The 427-nt window shown below is 48.0% G+C and carries 1 protein-coding gene; it reads left to right on the top strand.

All coding sequences use genetic code 11. The features are described 5' to 3' along the window. Window positions 1–427: Ig-like domain-containing protein (locus AAZR93_RS21600; RefSeq protein WP_434721043.1), on the top strand; the 427-nt coding region annotated here is incomplete at both ends.

Consider the following 427-nt stretch of genomic DNA (forward strand, 5'->3'; position numbering starts at 1 on the left):
GTCACCAATGATATGCGCCCTCATTTTTCAGGAAAAGCGGAAGCCAATAGCGCCATTGTGTTAATTATAGGTGGGCAAAAACTCACAACCACCGCCGATGAAAATGGCGATTGGACTGCCGTTAGTCAAAAAGGGCTGGCCGATGATCTCTACCATTATCAAGTAACGGCTACGGATGTGGCAGGCAACAGCAAAACATTAACTGAGTCCGTGCAGATCAAAACGACATTGCTGCCGACAACCCTACAACTAAATGGTCTACCCGACTTTCTCACTCATCAAACCACCCCGATATTATCGGGGCACTCGGAAGCGCATGCTGATATTCAAATCACCATTGGCGGTCAAGTTTACTCGACCATCGCGGATGAAAAGGGGAATTGGTCGATAGATATTCAAACCCCACTTGGGCAGGGCGCACATTCTT

The organism is Providencia sp. Je.9.19 (assembly GCF_051129765.1).
Classification (GTDB): Bacteria; Pseudomonadota; Gammaproteobacteria; order Enterobacterales; family Enterobacteriaceae; genus Providencia.